The following is a 14,852-nucleotide window of genomic DNA, read 5'->3' as shown; positions in this document are numbered from 1 at the left end:
GAGTCCTACTTCTTCTCGTCCTCGTCGTCGACGACCTCGGCGTCCACGACATCCTCCTCCGAGGATGCCGCATCCGGCGCCTGCTCGCCCGCACCGGCATCCGGCGCCTGCGCGGCCTGCGCCGAGGCGTAGATCGCCTCGCCCAGCTTGCCCTGCGACGCGTTCAGCTTGTCGAAGGCGTCCTTGACGGTGTCGTCGTTGTCGCCGGCGAGCGCCGTCTTGAGCGCGTCGACGTCGGCCTGGACCTCGGTCTTCACGTCGTCGGGCAGCTTGTCCTCGTTGTCCTTGATGAGCTTCTCGATCGAGTACGAGAGGGTCTCGGCCTGGTTGCGGATCTCGGCGGCCTCGCGACGCTTCTTGTCGTCGGCGGCGTGCTCCTCGGCCTCGCGGACCATGCGCTCGATGTCGTCCTTGGGCAGCGACGAGCCGCCCGTGATCGTCATCGACTGCTCCTTGCCGGTGCCCTTGTCCTTGGCCGACACGTGCACGATGCCGTTGGCGTCGATGTCGAAGGTGACCTCGATCTGCGGGATGCCGCGGGGCGCCGGGGCGATGCCCTGCAGCTCGAACGTGCCGAGCGGCTTGTTGTCGCGCGTGAAGTCGCGCTCGCCCTGGAACACCTGGATCGCGACCGACGGCTGGTTGTCGTCGGCGGTCGTGAACGTCTCGCTGCGCTTGGTCGGGATGGCCGTGTTGCGCTCGATGAGCTTGGTCATGATGCCGCCCTTGGTCTCGATGCCGAGGCTCAGGGGGGTGACGTCGATGAGGAGGACGTCCTTGCGCTCGCCCTTGAGGACGCCGGCCTGCAGGGCGGCGCCGACGGCGACCACCTCGTCGGGGTTGACGCCCTTGTTGGGCTCCTTGCCGGTCTCCTTCTTCACCAGCTCGCTCACGGCGGGCATGCGGGTGGAGCCGCCGACCAGCACGACGTGGTCGATGTCGTCGACCTTGATGCCGGCCTCGCGGATGACATCGGCGAACGGCTTCTTGGTGCGGTCGAGGAGGTCCTTGGTGAGGTCCTCGAACTTGGCGCGCGTGAGCGTCTCCGACAGCGACACGGGACCCGAGTCGGTCAGCGACAGGTAGGGCAGGTTGATGCTCGTCGAGTTCGACGACGACAGCTCCTTCTTCGCCTGCTCCGCGGCCTCCTTGAGGCGCTGCAGGGCGATCTTGTCGCCCGAGACGTCGACGCCGGTCGTGTCCTTGAACTGCTTGATGAGGTAGTCGACCACGCGCTGGTCCCAGTCGTCGCCGCCGAGGCGGTTGTCGCCCGCCGTGGAGCGCACCTGGATGGTCGAGAAGTCGTCGTCCTTGCCCACCTCGAGGAGGGACACGTCGAACGTTCCGCCACCGAGGTCGAAGACGAGGATGAGCTCGTCCTCCTTGCCCTTGTCGAGGCCGTAGGCGAGCGCGGCAGCGGTCGGCTCGTTGATGATGCGCAGGACGTTGAGGCCCGCGATCTCGCCGGCCTCCTTCGTGGCCTGGCGCTCGGCGTCGTTGAAGTACGCGGGCACGGTGATGACGGCATCCGTCACGGTGTCGCCCAGGTACTGCTCCGCGTCGCGCTTCAGCTTCTGCAGGATGCGCGCCGAGATCTCCTGCGGCGTGTACTGCTTGCCGTCGATCGGCGGCGTCTTCCAGTCGGTGCCCATGTGGCGCTTGACGGAGGAGATCGTGCGGTCGACGTTGGTCACAGCCTGGCGCTTGGCGGTCTCGCCGACGAGCACCTCGCCGTCCTTCGTGAACGCGACGACCGAAGGGGTCGTGCGGAAGCCCTCGGCGTTGGCGATGACCTTCGGCTCGCCGCCCTCGAGGACGGAGACGACGGAGTTCGTCGTACCGAGGTCGATACCCACTGCACGTGCCATGTGTGTTTCCTTTCGTGAAACGGCTTTGAGAAGTCTGCGAGGTTGAGTCGTAGCGGCTCAACTTGTGATGGATGTCACGTTACCGGCATCCCCCTCGCGCTGTCAAATGAACTTGATATGACTCATATCAAGTTTTCAGGTCGCGCGAGCGTGCCCTGCGCGAATGCGTGTAACACGCCGCGGGTAGCGTGGGCTCATGAGCCACGGCATCCGCATCATCTACTGCACTCAGTGCGCCTGGATGCTCCGCGCCGCGTGGGTCGCGCAGGAGATGCTGTCGACTTTTCAGGAAGAGTTGCGCGGCGGCGGCGCGACGCTCGTGCCTGGCACGGGCGGCATCTTCGAGGTCTACGCCGACGACGAGCGCGTGTGGTCACGCAAGGAAGACGGCGGGTTCCCCGACATCGTCGCGCTCAAGCGCCGCGTGCGCGACGTCATCGCCCCCGGCCGCGACCTCGGCCACGCCGACCGCGCCGCGCAGCACTGACCTGTCGCAACGCTCTGGTCGCGCGGCGCGCCCAGTCGCGCGCGCGACGCGCCCAGTTTGGGGTCGCCAGTGGTCGCCTCGCGGGGGCCGACCCGACCACACGCGACCCCAAACCTGGGCGGAGGCGACCACACGCGACCCCAAACCGGGGGGGAAGGATGCCCCGGGCAGGCCGGGCCGGGCACGCGCGGGTCGAACCCGGCCGCGCCGGGTCAGTCGTCGTAACGCCGGCGGGGGAGGTCGCCCCGGTCACCGCGGTCGGGGCGCTTCGCGGAGCGCTGGAAGCGGTCGGGCTTGATCTCGATGAGGCGGCCCGAGATGCGCGTGCCCTCGAGGCGCTTGAGGGTGTCGCGCGGCAGGTCGGCGGGCAGTTCGACCAGCGAGAAGTCGGGGCGGATCTGGATCGCGCCGAAGTCCTCGCGGCGCAAGCCTCCCTCGTTGGCGAGCGCGCCGACGATCTGGCGCGGCTCGACCTTGTGGCGGCGTCCGACCTCGATGCGGTAGGTCGCGGTCGGTCCGCTCGACCGGCGGCGGTCGCCACGGTCCGAGCCACGGTCGCCGCGGTCCGAGCCCCGGTCACCGCGATCGCCGCGGCCCGAGTCCCGATCCGAGCCCCGGTCACCACGATCCCCCCGCCCGCGGTCGTCGCGGTCGAAGCGGTCACGACGCGGCGGCTCGTCGGCCTCGGCATCCAGCAGCAGCGGAGTATCGCCCTGCGCGACGAGCGCGAGTGCCGCCGCGACGTCACCCTCGGGAACGTCGTGGTGGGTGACGTAGTGGGTGATGATGTCGCGGAAGCGGGCGATGCGATCGGCATCCTCGAGTGCCGCCGTGATCGCGTCGTCGAAGCGGGTGAGGCGCGTCGCGTTGACGTCCTCGACGCTCGGCAGGCTCATCTCGGTGAGCGGCTGGCGGGTCGCCTTCTCGATCGAGGTCAGCATGCGCCGCTCGCGCGGCGTGACGAAGCTGATCGCGTCACCCGTGCGCCCCGCGCGACCCGTGCGGCCGATGCGGTGCACGTACGATTCGGTGTCGATCGGCAGGTCGAAATTGACGACGTGGCTGATGCGCTCGACGTCGAGTCCGCGGGCTGCGACATCGGTCGCGACGAGGATGTCGAGCTTGCCCGCCTTCAGCTGATTGACGGTGCGCTCGCGCTGCGCCTGTGCGACATCACCGTTGATCGCGGCGGCTGCGTACCCGCGGGCACGCAGCTTCTCGGCGAGGGTTTCGGTCTCGTTCTTCGTGCGGGTGAAGACGATCATCCCCTCGAAGTTCTCGACCTCGAGGATGCGCGTGAGGGCATCCACCTTCTGCGGATACGACACGACGAGGTACCGCTGCGTGATGTTCGCCGACGTCGTGGTCTTCGCCTTGACGTTGATCTCGTCGGGGTCCTTCAGGTACGTGCCCGCGAGGCGGCGGATCTGCGGCGGCATGGTCGCCGAGAACAGGGCCACCTGCTTGTCGTCGGGCGTCTCGGCGAGGATCGTCTCGACGTCTTCGGCGAAGCCCATCTTGAGCATCTCGTCGGCTTCGTCCAGCACGAGGAAGCGCAGTTCGGTCAGGTCGAGCGTGCCCTTGTCGAGGTGGTCCATGATGCGACCGGGGGTGCCGACGACGACGTGCACGCCGCGGCGCAGCGCCGACAGCTGCTGGCCATAGCCCTGTCCGCCGTAGACCGGCAGCACGTGCACGCCCCGCAGGTGCCCGGCGTAGGACTCGAACGCCTCGCACACCTGCAGCGCGAGCTCACGCGTCGGGGCGAGCACGAGCGCCTGCGGCGTCTTCTGCGACAGGTCGAGCTGCGAGAGGATCGGCAGCGCGAAGGCGGCCGTCTTGCCCGTGCCGGTCTGCGCCGTACCGAGCACGTCACGCCCCGCGAGCAGCGGCGGGATCGTGGCGGCCTGGATCGCCGACGGCGTCTCGTAGCCCACGTCGCGCACCGCGCGCAGCACGGCGTCGTCGAGGCCGAGATCGGCGAAGGTGAGCGAGTCCGCCCGGTCTGTTTCGGGCGCGGCCTCAGTTGTCATGCCCCCACGCTAGTCGCGCGGGCCGCTACTCATGCGTTCCGTCGTGCATACCGGTGGATGCCGCGTCAGAGGATGCCACGCCAGGCGAGGCATCCCCCGCCGTTCGCTGACGTTCGCGCCGGGCCGCCTGGCGTCCCTTCGCCCACCGCGTGAACGCCTTCGAGTCGGGGATGCGCGCCAGGAACGGCCCCGCGACGATCGTCATCAGCACGTACGCGGCGGCGAGCGCCGCGAGCGACCGGTCGACGCCCGCGCCGACCGCGAGCCCCGCGATCACGATGGAGAACTCGCCGCGCGGCGTCAGCGCGAACCCGGCACGCCAGCGCCCGGCTTCGGCGATGCCGGCCTTGCGCGCGGCAAGGTATCCCGTCAGCACCTTCGTTGCCATCGTGATGACGGCGAGCACGAGCGCCGGCAGCAGCATCGGCACGAGGTGCGACGGGTCGGTCGACAGTCCGAAGTAGAGGAAGAAGACGGCGGCGAACAGGTCGCGCAGCGGAGTCAGCATCCGCTCGGCGGCGACGGCGGTCTTGCCCTGGATCGCGATGCCGACCAGGAACGCGCCGACCGCGGCCGACACCTTGACCTCGGAGGCGAGGCCCGCGACGAGCACCGTGACGCCGAGCACGGCGAGCAGCAGCGCTTCGGCGTTGCGCGTCCACAGCATCCGCGAGAACCACCGCCCGTGCCGCAGGGCGAGGTAGAGGATGACGAGGACGGATGCCAGGGCCACGACGACCGTCACGGTCGCCGCCCCGAAGTCGAGCCCCACCAGCAGCGCCGTGAGCACGGGCAGGTAGAAGGCCATCGCGAGATCTTCGATCACGAGGATCGACAGGATTGTCGGCGTCTCGCGGTTGGTGAGGCGGCCGAGCTCGTGCAGCACCTTCGCGATGACGCCCGATGACGACACCCACGTGATGCCGCCCAGTACGAGCGCCGCGACCGGACCCCACCCCATGACGAGCGCGAAGATGATGCCGGGGACGGCGTTGAGCGCCATGTCGAGCAGGCCCGCCCGCGACGAGGTGCGCAGGTTGCCGATCAGCTCGCGGGCGTTGTACTCGAGCCCCAGCATCAGCAGCAGCAGGATGACGCCGATCTCGGCGCCGACGGCGATGAAGCCCTCGGCATGATCGATCGGGATCAGCCCGCCCTCGCCGAGGGCGAGTCCACCGAGCAGGATGAACGGGATCGGCGAGATGCCGATGCGCCCCGCGATGCGGCTCAGGATCGCGATGCCGAGCAGGAGCGCGCCGATCTCGATGAGGTCGAGCGCTCCGTGATCCATGCGGGGTGGGCTCCGATTCAGTCGCCGGCGATGATGTGCACGAGTCGGTCGAGGCCCTCACGCGTGCCGACGGCGACGAGGGTGTCGCCGGCGTCGATCGGGTCGGCCGGCTCGGGAGCGGGCACGACGCCGGTGTCGCGGACGATCGCGACAATCGAGCAGCGGGTCAGGGTGCGCGCGCGGGTGTCACCGAGCGTGCGCCCCACGTACGGCGAGTCGGCGCGCACGGGGATCTGTTCCATGGACAGGCCCGCGATCTGTTCGCGCAGGCCTGCCATCTGGGTGAGCAGGAGCGACCCGCCGAGCACTTACGACAGGGCCGTCGCCTCATCGTCGCTGAGCTGGATCGTCTCTTCGGCGCGATCGGGATCGTCCTCGTCTGACAGCGCGAGCTCGCGTCCCCCGTCGCGGAAGTTGATGATCGACAGCCGACGTCCACCCCGCGTGAGGATGTCGTGGCGAACGCCGATGCCCGGAAGCTCGGCGCGTTCGACGTGCACTGGCATGCGTACATCATGGCACCGGGCCGTCGATAGCATGAGCACGCGTCGCGATGAGGCGACGCCGGATGCCTGTGTGGCATCCCCTCGTGAAACCCGCACGGGCCCGCCGGGACCGACTGCTCACCCGCTGTTCACCAAAAGGATCCAGCATGACGGACATGTCGCATCCCGATACGCCCTCACCTGACGTCGCCTTCGGCGCGACGGCCGCCCAGCCCATCCCGCGCAAGCGCGTCGTCTCGTGGGCGATGTGGGACTGGGCGATGCAGCCGTTCAACACGGTCATCCTGACCTTCGTCTGGGTCGCCCTGTACCTGACCTCGCGCGAGTTCCTCGACCCCGCCGTGCGCGAGTCGGGCCTTCTCGCCGACGGCACGTACATGAGCTGCAACGAGAGGGCGAACCTCGCGACCGCCTATTGCCAGGGGCTCACCGACCTGTCGGAGTGGTGGGGCTGGGCGAACTTCGTCGCCGGCATCCTGATTCTGCTGCTGGCGCCGGTGCTCGGTCAGCAGGCCGATGCGCGCGGCAGCAAGAAGAAGTGGATCATCGGTGCGACCCTCGCGATCGCGCTCATCCAGTTCTCGCTGTTCTTCGTCGAGGCCGACCCGAAGTTCTTCTGGTTCGGCGCGCTCGCGGTCGCGACCGGCGCCGTCGTCAGCGAGATCGGCAACGTCAGCTATTACGCGATGCTCTCCGAGGTGTCGACGCCAAAGACGGTCGGGCGGGTCTCGGGACTCGGCTGGGGCCTCGGCTACATCGGCGGCGTCGTCGCGCTGATCGTGTGCATCCCGGTGCTGTTCGGCCTCGGCCAGAGCAACCCGCTCGCGTACAAGCTGGTCGCGGTGATCTGCGGTGTGTGGACGCTCGTCTTCTCGATTCCGCTGTTCCGCAACGTACCCGAGTCGCCCGCGTACGGCGGCGCGGGCAAGACGGGCTTCTTCGCCTCATACGTCGTGCTCGCGAAGAACCTGAAGAAGCTGTTCGTGTCGAACCGGCCGACGTTCTGGTTCCTGGTCGCCTCGGCCGTCTATCGCGACGGACTCGCGGGCGTGTTCGCGTTCGGCGCCGTGCTGGCGGCGCAGGGCTTCGGATTCTCGTTCATCGAGGTCATCCTCTTCGGTCTTGCGGCGAACCTCGTCGCCGGTATTTCGACGATCTTCGCCGGCCGCCTCGACGATGCGATCGGTCCGCGCCGGCTGATTCTGATCGCGCTCACGGGGCTCGTCGCGATGGCGTTCGTGGTGTTCGTGCTGCGCGACTTCGGCACGATCGTCTTCTGGATCTGCGGCCTCGCGCTGTGCGCGTTCGTGGGCCCCGCCCAGGCAGCCAGTCGCGGATTGCTCACGCGCCTGACCCCGCCCAGCATGCAGGGCGAGATCTTCGGCCTCTACGCGACGACCGGCCGGGTGGCGTCGTTCCTGTCCCCGCTCGCGTGGTCGCTGTCGCTCGCCTGGTTCGGCGGCATCGTCTACGGCGTGCTCGGCATCGGGGTGGTCCTGCTGCTCGGGCTCGTGCTGCTGCTGCTCGTGAAGCTCCCGCCGCACGTCAGGGCGTAGCGGGGCGCGGGCGGGGCGCGTCGCGGGGGTTGCGCGCAGCGCGGGGGGCCGCCGCGCGAACTGCAAGGCCTCGCCGTGCGACACGCCGTGGCGGGGCGCCCGGGCACGGCGTGTCGGGCGCGATCCCTTGCAGTTGCGTGCGGCGCGGGGCATCCGGCGTTCATCCGTCCCGATTTGCGGCGTCGGTGCTAGCGAAGCGACACAAGCGGACGGATGAGCGCGGCCCGGCGGGCGGCGGCTGACGCTCATCCGTCCCGATCTGCGGCATCGCCGCTCGTCATACCGCAGAAGCGGCCGGACGGACGAGCGAGCACGGCGGCATCGCCGCTCGCCACGCGGCAGAAGCGGACGGGTGAGTGAGTTGCGGGCGACGGATGCCTCCGCCGCGGCGCGGGCGGCGCGCTGAGCGCGGGGCAGCCGCGCGAACTGCAAGGCCCCGCCGCGCGACACGCCGGGGCGGGGCGCCCGGGCACGGCGTGTCGCGCGCGATCCCTTGCAGTTGCGTGCGGCGGCGCGGGCGGGCGCCCCGGCAGCGCGGCGGCCCGGCGGGGCGCCGTGGGTGCGGGCGCGCGGGTCAGGCCTGCGGCCAGGCTCCGGCGAGCTTCGTCAGCAGGCGCGCGAGTTCGGCGCACTCGTCGGGGGTGAAGTCGGCGAGCGCTGTCTGCAGCTGCTCGCGACGCTGTCCGCGGAAGCCGCGCGCGAGGCGCTTTCCCTCGTCGGTGAGCGCGATGCGCGTGCGCCGGGCGTCGTCGGGGTCGGCCTCGCGCTGCACGAGCCCCAGCTCGACGGCCTGCTGGATCAGCCGTGACGCGCGCGGCTGATCCACTCCGATCGCGTCGCCGACTTCGCTGACGCTGAGCGGGTGGGATGCCGCGGCGAGCGCCTCGAGCAGCCGCAACCGCGCCGGGCCTCCGCCGAATCTCGCGTGCCGCCCGAACGGGTCGCCGCCGTGGTGCGCGCGGCCGTCGCGGCCGGCATCACCGCCGTGTCCGGCATGACCATCGTGACCGGCATGGCCGTCGTGTTCGTCGTGGCTGTGGCCGCCGCGTCCGTGTCCGCGCCCCGCCCACGGCGGTCCCCCGAAGCCCGCGAAGCCACCAGGACCGCCGGGACCGTCAGCACCACCGGGACCACCCAAGCCCCCAGGCCCGCCAAACGAACCGGGACCCGGCCCGAACGGCGGACGGCCGCGGCCGCGCAATTGGGCGAGCGCGGCGACGATCGCGTCGAGGTCGGAGGCATCCGTCATGCTTCCAATTTACATGCGACTTGACATGCATCTCATCTCCATGTCACACTACATATACATGTCATGCGACATGCACCTCAGGGTCCGAACTGCAGCGGGCCCCCCAACGGGCCGATCTGAAGGCCCACCGAAAGGACTTCTCATGGAGAACAACACGACTCACAACGACACCGCCCACCCCCTCGGCCTCTGGCTGCGCGCCGTCGATCACCTCATCGCACGCGAGTTCGCGACCGCCTTCGAGAACGAAGACGTCACGCGCCGCGAGTGGATGATCCTGAACGTGCTCGACGGCACGATCGAGGCACCGGAACTCGCGGCCCGCATCCAGCGCGGCGGCAAGCGCCTGCGCGCACTCGAAGACCGCGGCTGGATCACCGAGGAAGGCGGATCCTTCACCCTCACCGACGACGGCCGCGCCGCGAAGGCGCGCCTGAGCGAGGCGGCTGACGCCGTCCGCGTGAAGGTCGCCGGCGCCGTCAGCCCCGAGGACTTCGCGACGACCGTTGCCTCGCTCGAAGCCATCGCCCGCAGCCTCGGCTGGGACGAGAACGAGCAGATGCCCCGTGGCCGCCGGCATGGATTCGGGCGCCGCGGTTTCGGCCCCGGCTTCCACCACGGGTTCGGTCCCGGCTTCCACCACGGGTTCGGTCCCAGGTTCGTCCCCGGCGGCCACGGGTTCGAAGGCCACGAAGGCGACGGCCACGAAGGCCCCGCCGGCGACGGGCACGGCGCCCCGGAGTTCGGTCGCGACTGTGGCCACGGCCACGCCGGACACTACGGTCACGGCCACCCCGGCCACGCCGGACACCGCGCCCACGGCGGCCACCCCGGTCACCGCGGTGGTCACGACGCCGAGCAGGCGTACGAGCGCGGCTTCGACGCCGGGTTCGCGCGCGGCGCGGCATCCCACACCGCCTGACCACAACGGCACCCAACGGGAGGTTCGCGATCACCGCGACCCTCCCGTTCGCCCGTCCATGCACATCCGGCGCGCCCGCGCGGCAGTGTGACGCACCGTTACGCCGTTTGACGCAACGTGTCACACACCGTTTTCTCCGGCGCGGCACGTGATTACCCTCCTGGAAGGTTCGGCCGAACCGTGCCCCCACAGCGAGGACATCATGACCACGAGCGACATCGAGACGCGCGCCCCCCGAGCGCCGCGCGCGGCGGCGCGCCCGCCGCACCCGTCGTCGAAGCCCAACGGGCAGTGGAAGGTCGACGGCCCCGCCCCGCTCAACGGCAATGAGGAGTGGAAGCAGGTCGACGACGGCCTGGCCGTTCGCGAGCGCATCGAGAACGTGTACGCGAAGGGTGGCTTCCAGAGCATCGACCCCACCGACCTGCGCGGCCGTTTCCGCGTGTGGGGCCTGTACACGCAGCGTCGGCCCGGAATCGACGGCGGCCGCACCGCCACTCTGCCCCCCGAAGAACTCGAAGACGAGTACTTCATGTTCCGCATCCGCATCGACGGCGGGCAGCTGACCACCGAGCAGCTGCGGGTCATCGGCGGCATCTCGACGGAGTTCGGCCGTGATGTCGCCGACATCACCGACCGACAGAATGTGCAGCTGCACTGGATCCGCATCGAGGATGTCCCCGAGATCTGGCGCCGCTTGGAGGCCGTCGGCCTGCAGACCACCGAAGCGTGCGGCGACGTGCCGCGCACGTTCCTCGCATCGGCCGTCGCCGGCATCGCCGAAGACGAGCTGATCGATCCCACTCCGCAGCTGCGCGAGATCGTGGACCGCTACATCGGCGACCCGTCGTTCTCGAACCTGCCCCGCAAGTACAAGACCGCCATCACCGGTCACCCGAGCCTCGACGTCGTGCACGAGATCAACGACTGCTCGTTCGTCGCGGTCGAGCACCCCGAGCTGGGCGTCGGCTACGACCTGTGGGTGGGCGGCGCGCTCGCGGCGATCCCGCGCCTGGGCGAACGGCTCGGCGCATTCGTCACCCCCGACCGGGTGGCCGAGGTGTGGGTGGGGGTCACCAGCATCTTCCGCGACTACGGCTACCGGCGGCTGCGCAATCGCGCGCGCATGAAGTTCCTGCTCGCCGACTGGGGCCCCGAGAAGCTGCGCCACGTGCTCGAGACCGAGTACCTGTCGGCGCCGCTGCCGGACGGCCCCGCCCCCGCCGATCCGGTCGGCGCACCCGACCACGTCGGCGTGCACCGCCAGAAGGACGGCAACTTCTACATCGGCGCGGCCACCACCGTCGGGCGTCTGTCGGGCACGACGCTCACGAAGCTCGCCGACCTCGCCGAGGCGAACGGCTCGCGGCGGGTGCGGCCCACGGTCTTCCAGAAGATCCTCGTGCTCGACGTGCCCGAAGACCGGGTGGATGCCGTCGTCGTGGGCCTCGACGAACTCGGGCTGCCGTCGCGTCCGAGTCTGTTCCGCCGAGGCACCATCGCGTGCACCGGCATCGAGTTCTGCAAGCTCGCGATCGTCGAGACCAAGGCCAACGCCGCGCGTGCGATCGACGAGCTCGAAGTGCGTCTTGCCGCCCTGGAACCGCAGATCGGCAGGCCCATCTCGCTGCACGTCAACGGATGCCCGAACTCGTGCGCCCGCATCCAGACGGCCGACATCGGGCTCAAGGGCCAGCTCGTCACGATCGACGGCGAGCAGGTGCCCGGCTACCAGGTGCACCTCGGCGGCGGACTCGCCCACGAGGGCAGCCCCGAAGCGGGCCTCGGGCGCACCGTGCGCGGACTGAAAGTCGCCGCCGACGGCATCGCCGACTATGTCGAGCGAGTCGTCATCCGCTACCTCGCCGACCGCGAGGGCGCCGACGAGACGTTCGCCGAGTGGGCACACCGCGCAGAAGAGGAGGCACTGCAGTGACCGTCTCACTCGCACCCCGCGTCGCCGTCAAGCGCACGCGCGAAGAGCTCAAGGCCCTCGCCGAGCGCGGCAACGAAGAGCTCGGCAGCCTGACCGACCACGAGGCATCCGCCGCCGACGTCGTCGCGTGGGTCGCCCGCAACTTCGGGGCGGATGCCGCGGCCGTCGCCTGCTCGATGGCCGATGCCGCTCTGCCGCACCTCGTCGCCGAGCAGCTGCCGGGCGTCGACGTGCTGTTCCTCGACACCGGCTACCACTTCACCGAGACGTACGCGACGCGCGACGAGGTGCAGCGCGCGCTCGACGTGCGCATCGTCGACGTCACACCGGCGCAGACCGTCGCAGAGCAGGATGCCGCGTTCGGCGCGAAGCTCTACGAGCGTGACGCCGCGCAGTGCTGCGCGCTGCGCAAGGTCGCTCCCCTGCAGGACGCGCTCGGCGGCTACGAGCTGTGGTTCACGGGCGTCCGCCGCGACGAAGCCCCCACCCGCACGAACACGCCGCTCGTGACGTGGGACGAGCGCAACGGACTCGTCAAGGTCAACCCGGTCGCCGCGTGGAGCTTCGACGACGTGCTGTCGTACGCCGCCGCGCACAAGGCGCCGGTGAACCTGCTGGTCGGGTTCGGCTACCCCTCGATCGGCTGCGAGCCGTGCACCAAGCCGGTCGCCGCCGGTGAAGACCCCCGATCCGGCCGCTGGGCCGGGTCATCGAAGACGGAATGCGGGTTGCACGTATGACGATCACGGTCCCCTCCACGAAACTGTCGACGCTCGACCTGCTTGAGGCCGAGGCGATCCACGTCATCCGCGAGGTGGTCGCCGAGTTCGAGCGCCCCGTGCTGCTGTTCTCGGGCGGCAAGGACTCCGTCGTCGTGCTGCACCTCGCGACGAAGGCGTTCGCGCCCGGCAAGGTGCCGTTCCCCGTTCTGCACGTCGACACCGGCCACAACTTCCCCGAGGTGATCGCGTTCCGCGACGAGACGGTCGAGCGCCTCGGCATCCGCCTGGACGTCGCCCGCGTGCAGGACTACATCGACGACGGCCGGCTGCACGAGCGCGCCGACGGCACGCGCAACCCGCTGCAGACGGTGCCGCTGCTCGACGCGATCGCCGCGGGCCGCCACGACGCGGTCTTCGGCGGCGCCCGCCGTGACGAAGACAAGGCACGCGCCAAAGAGCGCATCATCTCGCTGCGCGACGAGTTCGGCCAGTGGGATCCGCGCAACCAGCGTCCCGAACTGTGGAGCCTGTACAACGGCCGGCACACCCCCGGCCAGCACGTGCGCGCCTTCCCCATCTCGAACTGGACCGAGCTCGACGTGTGGCGCTACATCGAGCGCGAGGGCATCGCCCTGCCGCCGCTGTACTTCGCGCACGAGCGCGAGGTGTATTCCCGCGACGGCATGTGGCGCCCGGTCGGCCCGTTCTCGCCGCCGCGCGAGAGCGAGCAGGTCGAGGTGCGCACCGTCCGCTACCGCACGGTGGGCGACATGAGTTGCACGGGAGCGGTCGAATCGGATGCCGCGGACCTCGCCGCGATCGTCGCCGAGGTCGCCGTCTCGACCATCACCGAGCGCGGGGCGACCCGTGCCGACGACCGCCTCAGCGAGGCGGCCATGGAAGACCGCAAGAAGGACGGGTACTTCTAAATGTCACTCGATACTCAGAGCGTCTCGCCCCGCTTCGCCCGCGAGGCGACGGCGAGCGAGCAGCCCACGCTGTTCCGCTTCGCGACAGCGGGATCGGTCGACGACGGCAAGTCGACGCTCGTCGGCCGACTGCTGCACGACTCGAAGGCGATCCTCGCCGACCAGCTCGAGCAGGTCGCCCGCACGTCGGCCGACCGCGGCTTCGCGCACGGCGAGTTCGACTTCGCCCTGCTGACCGACGGCCTGCGCGCCGAGCGCGAGCAGGGCATCACGATCGACGTCGCCTACCGCTACTTCGCGACGGGCGCTCGGTCGTTCATCCTCGCCGACTGCCCCGGACACGTGCAGTACACGCGCAACATGGTCACCGGCGCGACGACGGCCGACGCGGTCGTCGTTCTCGTCGACGCCCGCAAGGGCGTCGTGGAGCAGACCCGCCGTCACCTCGCCGTCGTCGCGCTGCTGCGCGTGCCGCACGTGATCCTCGCGGTCAACAAGATCGATCTCACCGGATTCGATGCGGATGCCTTCGCCGCCGTCGCCGCGGATGCCCGCGCCGTCTCGGCCGAGCTCGGCATCGAAGACCTGCACGTGCTGCCGGTGTCGGCGCTCGAGGGCGACAACATCGTCGACCGCTCGGCGCGCACGCCCTGGTACGACGGCCCGGCGCTGCTGGAACTGCTCGAGACGCTGCCGGCTGCAGACGAGGCCGAGCGGAGGCTCGAGCCGCTGCGCCTGCCGGTGCAGCTCGTCCTGCGCCCGCAGGGCGGGCTCGCCCCCGACCTCGACGCCGACACGGCTGAGAGTCTGCGCGACTATCGCGCGGTCGCCGGCCGCATCTCCAGCGGTGTCGTGCGCGTCGGCGACCGCGTCGAGATCTTCCCCTCGGGACTGTCGACGCAGGTCACGGGCATCCGCTCGGCTGGTGTCGAGGTCGATGAGGCGACGGCTCCCGAGTCGGTGTCGCTCGAGTTCGCGGACGACCTCGACGTCGCGCGCGGTGCGCTCGTCGTCGCGGCAGGGTCGCTGCCCGAGGTGCGGCGCGAGTTCGACGCCGAGCTGTTCCAGCTCGACGCGCGGACGCTGACCCCTGGCATCCGCGTGCTCGTCAAGCACGGCACCGCGACTGTGCAGGCGATCGTCGCGCAGATCGAGTCGCGCTACGACCTCGACACGCTCACGCACGAGCCCGCGCGCGAACTGCAGACCAACGACATCGGCCGCGTGCGGCTGCGCCTCGCGGCCGACCTGCCGCTCGAGCCGTACCGAACGAGCCGTCACGAGGGTTCGTTCCTGGTGATCCACCCGTCCGACGGCGCCACGCTCGCCGCCGGCATCGTGCGCGGCTGAGCC

13 protein-coding genes are annotated in these 14,852 nt (G+C 70.2%); 7 read left to right on the top strand and 6 right to left on the bottom strand.

The window, feature by feature from the left end; genetic code table 11:
• Window positions 1-5 precede the first annotated feature (5 nt).
• Window positions 6-1,868, bottom strand: coding sequence for a molecular chaperone DnaK (dnaK, locus tag BGO46_RS03220; protein ID WP_292673427.1), 1,863 nt, complete (start codon window positions 1,866-1,868; stop codon window positions 6-8).
• 196 nt (window positions 1,869-2,064) lie between these two features.
• Here dnaK and BGO46_RS03215 point away from each other — a divergent pair, with 196 nt between their 5' ends.
• Window positions 2,065-2,355, top strand: coding sequence for a SelT/SelW/SelH family protein (locus tag BGO46_RS03215; RefSeq protein ID WP_292673429.1), 291 nt, complete (start codon window positions 2,065-2,067; stop codon window positions 2,353-2,355).
• A gap of 212 nt (window positions 2,356-2,567) precedes the next feature.
• Here the strand turns inward: BGO46_RS03215 and BGO46_RS03210 are convergent, their stop codons facing one another.
• The 4 genes from BGO46_RS03210 to BGO46_RS03195 form a co-directional block, all read right to left on the bottom strand.
• On the bottom strand, window positions 2,568-4,388 hold the full coding sequence (locus tag BGO46_RS03210) for a DEAD/DEAH box helicase (protein ID WP_292673431.1): 1,821 nt from the start codon (window positions 4,386-4,388) through the stop codon (window positions 2,568-2,570).
• 25 nt (window positions 4,389-4,413) lie between these two features.
• A complete protein-coding gene (locus BGO46_RS03205; protein WP_292673434.1) occupies window positions 4,414-5,679 on the bottom strand; it encodes a cation:proton antiporter in 1,266 nt (421 codons plus the stop codon).
• 17 nt (window positions 5,680-5,696) lie between these two features.
• Window positions 5,697-5,921: a TrkA C-terminal domain-containing protein gene (locus BGO46_RS03200; RefSeq protein ID WP_298044687.1), complete on the bottom strand. Its 225-nt coding sequence runs from the start codon at window positions 5,919-5,921 to the stop codon at window positions 5,697-5,699.
• A gap of 66 nt (window positions 5,922-5,987) precedes the next feature.
• Complete coding sequence (locus BGO46_RS03195; RefSeq protein ID WP_298044684.1) at window positions 5,988-6,185, bottom strand: hypothetical protein; 198 nt, start codon at window positions 6,183-6,185, stop codon at window positions 5,988-5,990.
• A gap of 146 nt (window positions 6,186-6,331) precedes the next feature.
• On the opposite strand from BGO46_RS03195, the gene BGO46_RS03190 reads away from it, so the two are divergent.
• Window positions 6,332-7,741, top strand: coding sequence for an MFS transporter (locus BGO46_RS03190; RefSeq protein WP_292673439.1), 1,410 nt, complete (start codon window positions 6,332-6,334; stop codon window positions 7,739-7,741).
• 574 nt (window positions 7,742-8,315) lie between these two features.
• Here the strand turns inward: BGO46_RS03190 and BGO46_RS03185 are convergent.
• The gene (locus tag BGO46_RS03185; protein ID WP_292673442.1) at window positions 8,316-8,990 is read right to left on the bottom strand and encodes a MarR family winged helix-turn-helix transcriptional regulator; all 675 of its coding nucleotides are present in this window, start codon (window positions 8,988-8,990) and stop codon (window positions 8,316-8,318) included.
• A 142-nt stretch (window positions 8,991-9,132) separates the two neighbouring features.
• Between BGO46_RS03185 and BGO46_RS03180 the strand changes: the two genes are divergently transcribed.
• The 5 genes from BGO46_RS03180 (at window position 9,133) to BGO46_RS03160 (ending at window position 14,849) form a co-directional block, all read left to right on the top strand.
• On the top strand, window positions 9,133-9,912 hold the full coding sequence (locus BGO46_RS03180) for a hypothetical protein (RefSeq protein WP_292673445.1): 780 nt from the start codon (window positions 9,133-9,135) through the stop codon (window positions 9,910-9,912).
• A gap of 202 nt (window positions 9,913-10,114) precedes the next feature.
• Entirely contained in the window at window positions 10,115-11,848 is a 1,734-nt protein-coding gene (locus BGO46_RS03175) for a nitrite/sulfite reductase (RefSeq protein WP_292673447.1), read from the top strand.
• Window positions 11,845-12,588, top strand: a complete 744-nt coding sequence (locus BGO46_RS03170; RefSeq protein WP_292673449.1) for a phosphoadenylyl-sulfate reductase — start codon at window positions 11,845-11,847, stop codon at window positions 12,586-12,588. Before BGO46_RS03175 ends, BGO46_RS03170 begins: the two co-directional genes overlap by 4 nt.
• Window positions 12,585-13,499: a sulfate adenylyltransferase subunit CysD gene (gene cysD / locus BGO46_RS03165; RefSeq protein WP_292673451.1), complete on the top strand. Its 915-nt coding sequence runs from the start codon at window positions 12,585-12,587 to the stop codon at window positions 13,497-13,499. The genes BGO46_RS03170 and cysD overlap by 4 nt, the downstream gene beginning before the upstream one ends.
• The gene (locus BGO46_RS03160; protein ID WP_292673453.1) at window positions 13,500-14,849 is read left to right on the top strand and encodes a GTP-binding protein; all 1,350 of its coding nucleotides are present in this window, start codon (window positions 13,500-13,502) and stop codon (window positions 14,847-14,849) included.
• Window positions 14,850-14,852: the final 3 nt, after the last annotated feature.

The organism is Microbacterium sp. 70-16, assembly GCF_001898315.1.
Lineage (GTDB): Bacteria > Actinomycetota > Actinomycetes > Actinomycetales > Microbacteriaceae > Microbacterium.
The sequence above is the reverse complement of the archived record's forward strand: the minus strand, read 5'-3'. Positions and strand labels throughout refer to the sequence as shown.

Coding starts and splice junctions, on each gene's coding strand:
- cysD (WP_292673451.1), top strand. CDS start 12,585: ATGACGATCACGGTCCCCTCCACGAAACTGTCGACGCTCGACCTGCTT.
- BGO46_RS03175 (WP_292673447.1), top strand. CDS start 10,115: ATGACCACGAGCGACATCGAGACGCGCGCCCCCCGAGCGCCGCGCGCG.
- BGO46_RS03205 (WP_292673434.1), bottom strand. CDS start 5,679: ATGGATCACGGAGCGCTCGACCTCATCGAGATCGGCGCGCTCCTGCTC.
- BGO46_RS03215 (WP_292673429.1), top strand. CDS start 2,065: ATGAGCCACGGCATCCGCATCATCTACTGCACTCAGTGCGCCTGGATG.
- BGO46_RS03195 (WP_298044684.1), bottom strand. CDS start 6,185: ATGCCAGTGCACGTCGAACGCGCCGAGCTTCCGGGCATCGGCGTTCGC.
- BGO46_RS03185 (WP_292673442.1), bottom strand. CDS start 8,990: ATGACGGATGCCTCCGACCTCGACGCGATCGTCGCCGCGCTCGCCCAA.
- dnaK (WP_292673427.1), bottom strand. CDS start 1,868: ATGGCACGTGCAGTGGGTATCGACCTCGGTACGACGAACTCCGTCGTC.
- BGO46_RS03180 (WP_292673445.1), top strand. CDS start 9,133: ATGGAGAACAACACGACTCACAACGACACCGCCCACCCCCTCGGCCTC.
- BGO46_RS03200 (WP_298044687.1), bottom strand. CDS start 5,921: ATGGAACAGATCCCCGTGCGCGCCGACTCGCCGTACGTGGGGCGCACG.
- BGO46_RS03160 (WP_292673453.1), top strand. CDS start 13,500: ATGTCACTCGATACTCAGAGCGTCTCGCCCCGCTTCGCCCGCGAGGCG.
- BGO46_RS03190 (WP_292673439.1), top strand. CDS start 6,332: ATGACGGACATGTCGCATCCCGATACGCCCTCACCTGACGTCGCCTTC.
- BGO46_RS03210 (WP_292673431.1), bottom strand. CDS start 4,388: ATGACAACTGAGGCCGCGCCCGAAACAGACCGGGCGGACTCGCTCACC.